5 protein-coding genes and 1 pseudogene are annotated in these 4223 nt (G+C 53.4%); 3 read left to right on the forward strand and 3 right to left on the reverse strand.

Annotation, left to right across the window (positions count from 1 at the left end):
* The 3 genes from ACHZB8_RS17525 to ACHZB8_RS17535 all read left to right on the forward strand — a co-directional run.
* On the forward strand, positions 1 to 305 hold a 305-nt coding region (locus ACHZB8_RS17525; RefSeq protein ID WP_316862225.1), incomplete at its 5' end, for an ABC transporter permease subunit.
* Positions 302 to 1126 carry a carbohydrate ABC transporter permease gene (locus tag ACHZB8_RS17530; RefSeq protein ID WP_316862226.1) on the forward strand — a complete coding sequence of 275 codons (825 nt, stop codon included), beginning with the start codon at positions 302 to 304 and terminating at the stop codon, positions 1124 to 1126. The genes ACHZB8_RS17525 and ACHZB8_RS17530, both read left to right, overlap by 4 nt.
* Before the next feature lie 3 nt (positions 1127 to 1129).
* The gene (locus ACHZB8_RS17535) at positions 1130 to 2113 is read left to right on the forward strand and encodes an ABC transporter ATP-binding protein (RefSeq protein ID WP_316862227.1); all 984 of its coding nucleotides are present in this window, start codon (positions 1130 to 1132) and stop codon (positions 2111 to 2113) included.
* A 262-nt stretch (positions 2114 to 2375) separates the two neighbouring features.
* Here the strand turns inward: ACHZB8_RS17535 and ACHZB8_RS17540 are convergent, their stop codons facing one another.
* The 3 genes and pseudogenes from ACHZB8_RS17540 to ACHZB8_RS17550 all read right to left on the reverse strand — a co-directional run.
* Positions 2376 to 2666: a BrnA antitoxin family protein gene (locus ACHZB8_RS17540; protein WP_316862228.1), complete on the reverse strand. Its 291-nt coding sequence runs from the start codon at positions 2664 to 2666 to the stop codon at positions 2376 to 2378.
* Entirely contained in the window at positions 2656 to 2916 is a 261-nt protein-coding gene (locus tag ACHZB8_RS17545; RefSeq protein WP_316862229.1) for a BrnT family toxin, read from the reverse strand. The genes ACHZB8_RS17540 and ACHZB8_RS17545 overlap by 11 nt, the downstream gene beginning before the upstream one ends.
* A 311-nt stretch (positions 2917 to 3227) precedes the next feature.
* Positions 3228 to 4160: pseudogene (locus ACHZB8_RS17550) on the reverse strand (IS256 family transposase); the annotation flags it as partial.
* Positions 4161 to 4223 lie beyond the last annotated feature (63 nt).

Consider the following 4223-nt stretch of genomic DNA (forward strand, 5'->3'; position numbering starts at 1 on the left):
GCATGGATGGCGCGACACGTCTGCAGCAGTTTCTGCGCGTCACGGTGCCCCTTGTCCGCCCGGCGACCAACACCGTGATCGTCCTTTCCCTGATTGGTGGACTGCGCCTGTTTGACCTGATCTGGGCCATGACAGGCGGAGGCCCGGGCTTTTCTTCCGATGTTCTGGCCTCGGTCATCTACAAGCAATATCAGGCGGGCTTCTACGGGCTTTCCACTGCGGGCAACGTTATCCTGCTGCTGTTCATTGCTCTTCTGATTGTTCCGCTTTCCGCATGGCTCAACAAAGGAGAGACAGAAGCATGACCCGGCGTCAATATATATTGGGCATCCTTTCTCTTGCCTTCTCGGTCATCATTTTCGTGATGCCTTTTGTTCTTGTCTTTCTGACTGCGGCAAAGTCCGCCCCGGAATCGGCCACTCTCGATTTTTCATGGCCGCAGCATTGGCAGTTCTGGGAAAATATGATCGCCGTGATCAAAGCGCGGGACTATATGCTGTTGCTCGCCTACTTCAATTCGACGGTCATCACTGTCGTCGCCATTACTCTGCTGGTCATTTTCGGCGCAATGGTCGGCTATATTTTGCAGCGCAGAAACTCTCCCTGGAACAAGGTTATCTATGGCTGTGTTCTGGCTGGGCTGATGATGCCGCCCGCTGTGGTTCCGACCATTTTCGTGCTGCAGAAGCTCTATCTGTTCAAGTCGCTTACCGGCATGATTTTCATTCAGGTCGCCTATGGGCTGGGCTTCACCGTGATGCTCTATCGCGCCTTCATCTCGACCTTGCCAAGAGATCTTGACGAAGCCGCCATTATCGACGGAGCAAAGCCTTGGCAGGTGTTCTTCCGGGTGATCCTGCCGCTGCTCAAACCTGTGACCGTGACCATCATCGTTGTCCAGTCCATCATGATTTTCAACGACTTCACCAACCCGCTCTACTATTTGCCGGGTCGGGAAAATGTCACGGTGCAGCTGACTCTCTACAATTTTCAGAGCCAGTTCTCCCAGGAAATGAACCTTCTCTTTATGAACATTCTTCTGGTTACCATTCCCCCATTGCTGGTGTTTGTCTTCTTCAATCGCCAAATCGTGGCAGGCATGACGTCAGGCGCAGTGAAAGGATAGATTATGCACGCTGTTGAACTCAAAAATATCCAGAAAAGCTTTGGCAGTGCCGACGTCATCAAAGGTGTCAATCTGTCCATCCAGCCGGGAGAATTCTGCGTCTTTGTCGGCCCGTCCGGCTGTGGTAAATCGACCTTGCTGCGCATGATTTCCGGTCTGGAAACCCAGACATCCGGCACCATCGAAATCGATGGTGAGGATGTCTCGCTGCAGGAACCTTCCAAACGCGGCATTGCCATGGTGTTCCAGAGCTATGCGCTCTATCCGCATCTGTCCGTTGCCGAGAATATCGGCTTCGGCCTTTCTCTCGCCCACAAGCCCAAAGCAGAAATCAAGCAGCGCGTGTCTGAAGTGGCCAGCGTCCTGCAGCTTGAGCATCTGCTTGATCGTAAGCCGAAGGCTCTTTCCGGCGGGCAGCGCCAGCGGGTCGCCATCGGGCGCGCCATCATCCGCAACCCCAAGGTCTTCCTGTTCGACGAGCCGCTTTCAAACCTCGATGCGGCCCTGCGCGCCCAGATGCGGCTGGAACTGGCCGACCTGCACGAGCGTCTCAAGACAACCATGATCTATGTGACTCATGATCAGGTCGAAGCCATGACCATGGCCGACAAGATCGTCGTACTCAATGCGGGCAAGATCGAACAGGTCGGCTCACCCATGGAGCTCTATCACCACCCCGCCACTCCCTTTGTGGCAGGCTTCATCGGCAGCCCGAAGATGAATATCTATGAAGGTGAATTTGCCGCAAGCATGGGGTGCAAAACCTACGGCATCAGACCCGAACATTTGGTTGTGTCTGCCGAGAACGGGCAATGGCGGGCCGAAGTCAAGCATATCGAGCGGCTTGGCGCGGACACCATCCTCCACATGAATGTTGCCGAGGCAGGTCCGATGACCGCACGCCTGCCCGGAGATTGCGAATATCGCACAGGCACCACCCTCTGGGTGAGCCCAGAACAGAACCGCGAGCATAGGTTCGAAATCTGATGACACTTGATAGCCTGATCAAGTTTCTTCTTGGTTGATTTACCCCCTCGCATCTGTTCCATACGGTGCGAGGGAGGGGACTATGGCAGGGCTAGAAACGCAAGCGCATAGCGAACATCTTATTCACCTCAAGAGGGCAATTCGAAAGTTGGGCCGCTAGTACTAATCAAGAATCGGCATTGGTGAATTCTCATAATTCATAAATTCATGGACGCAAGATTAGGCAATCCGACCCCTCAGATACTGGCCGAAGGAATATGAACTACGCCCGCTTCTTCTTATCTTTAATGTGCTCGATCAGAACGTCATTCAAGCGCGTCTGCCATCCGGATCCTGACGCCTTAAAGAAAGAAACGACTTCCGGATCCAGTCTGATCGAGACTGGCTTCTTTGGGTTTGCTGCCGCAGGGCGCCCACGAGGTTTGGGCGGCGTCATGCCGAGTTCTGCGAAGAAGTCCATTCCAGGTCTTGCTTTCGCAAAATGCTCTTCCGTCCATTCCGGGTTTTCATCATCCGGAAGGTCAGGACTAAACTTTCTTTCCTTAGATGCCATATCTCTTGAGCTCCTTTTTATGCGCCTTGCTAGCCGAAATAATGCGGATGTTGGGAGGACGTGGTGTCCAGACTATGGAATATCCATGTCCTTCAACTAGACCGAAGGAGATGAATCGACGCTCACCATAGTCGAACCGATCGTCCTCTACGGTTGCCGCTGAGGCAAAGTCAAACTCGAAGACAACTTCAAAGCCAAATCCGCGTAGTTGGCGACACTTCTCGGACTTGTCTTCATCCCATTCGAACATTTGCTTCCCCAGTCGCTCTTATTTATTGTATATACAGAAAACCGTCTCAGAAGTCAATGATTTCTGTATATACAGAAAATACGACTTGCAGCCTATGGCCGGGTTGTCGAGGTCTCAAACGGGCGGGAAGCAGCCATTTGCCGAAGATGCGAGATCTCAGATGTTACCAACCGAAGCGGCCATTCAAAAAATCTCAGAGCGCGATCATCGCTCAGAACTCAAAACGTCAGAATTTAGGAGTTCGCTGGGATCTACAATGTGCTTCTTCGTTTCATTTGGGAGTTAATGTCAATTCTGGTGTTTGAGGCTTTTCAAGCGGCGGCCTTTTGTTGGTTTGACGGCTTGATGCCGTTGATGAAGTCGACGCCCTCAATGACGTCGGCGAGATAGGTAAAGCCGCGGAGTTTCCTCCAGTTTTTCTCGGCGCATTGCCCGAGCTTGAACATCATGTGCAACATGCCGTCTCTGCTGAGGCTTCCCTTTGTTCGTTTGGTGCGATGACGGATCGTGGCAAAGGCGCTCTCTATCGGATTTGATGTTCGGATGCTTTGCCAATGCTGGGCGGGGAAGTCGAAGAAGCTCAGTAGCTCGACGCGATCCCTCATCAGGCATTCAATGGCCCTGGGGTATTTGGCCTCATAGCTTTCGATGAACAGATCAAAAGAGATATTGGCATCCTTGCGAGTTTCGGCCTGCCAGATGTCATGCAACATCTTCTTGGCCTTGGGCTGGGATCTATTGGGCAGATAATTGAGCACGTTTCCGGTCTTGTGCATCCAGCAGCGTTGCTGTCGGGTGGCCGGGAATATCTCTTCGAGCGCCGCCCAGAAGCCCATGGCTCCGTCGCCGATGGCCAACTTGGGGGCCTTGAGACCATGTCTTTGAAGGCTCAACAGGACTTCACGCCAGCTCTGGGTGGATTCTCGAACGCCATCATCGATAGCCAGAAAGTGCTTTTCTCCTCGGGAGTTTACCCCGATCACCACCAGGGCACAGAGCCGGTCATCGGTGCCGCGCAGGCCGCTGTAAATGCCATCGGCCCAGATATAGACCCATTCGTCACGGCCGATATCAGTCTTGCGCCAGGCGTCATACTCTGCCGCCCATTGCGCCTTCAACCGGGAGATCGTCTTGGCAGAGAAACCGGTTGCCTCCGGCCCCAGAAGGGCCTTCAGGGCATCGTCCATCTCGCCGGTCGATATGCCCTTGAGATACAGCCACGGCAAGGCGGCCTCGATAGACTGAGGTGGTCCCGGTTTTTTGGACAGGTTTGCAGCGTTTCTAAGGTGTATCGGGTTTAGGTTTCA

The organism is uncultured Cohaesibacter sp. (assembly GCF_963556055.3).
GTDB lineage: Bacteria > Pseudomonadota > Alphaproteobacteria > Rhizobiales > Cohaesibacteraceae > Cohaesibacter.

Excerpts from the sequence above, each read along its gene's own strand:
- ACHZB8_RS17535 (WP_316862227.1), top strand. The coding sequence starts at position 1,130 with ATGCACGCTGTTGAACTCAAAAATATCCAGAAAAGCTTTGGCAGTGCC.
- ACHZB8_RS17540 (WP_316862228.1), bottom strand. The coding sequence starts at position 2,666 with ATGGCATCTAAGGAAAGAAAGTTTAGTCCTGACCTTCCGGATGATGAA.
- ACHZB8_RS17530 (WP_316862226.1), top strand. The coding sequence starts at position 302 with ATGACCCGGCGTCAATATATATTGGGCATCCTTTCTCTTGCCTTCTCG.
- ACHZB8_RS17545 (WP_316862229.1), bottom strand. The coding sequence starts at position 2,916 with ATGTTCGAATGGGATGAAGACAAGTCCGAGAAGTGTCGCCAACTACGC.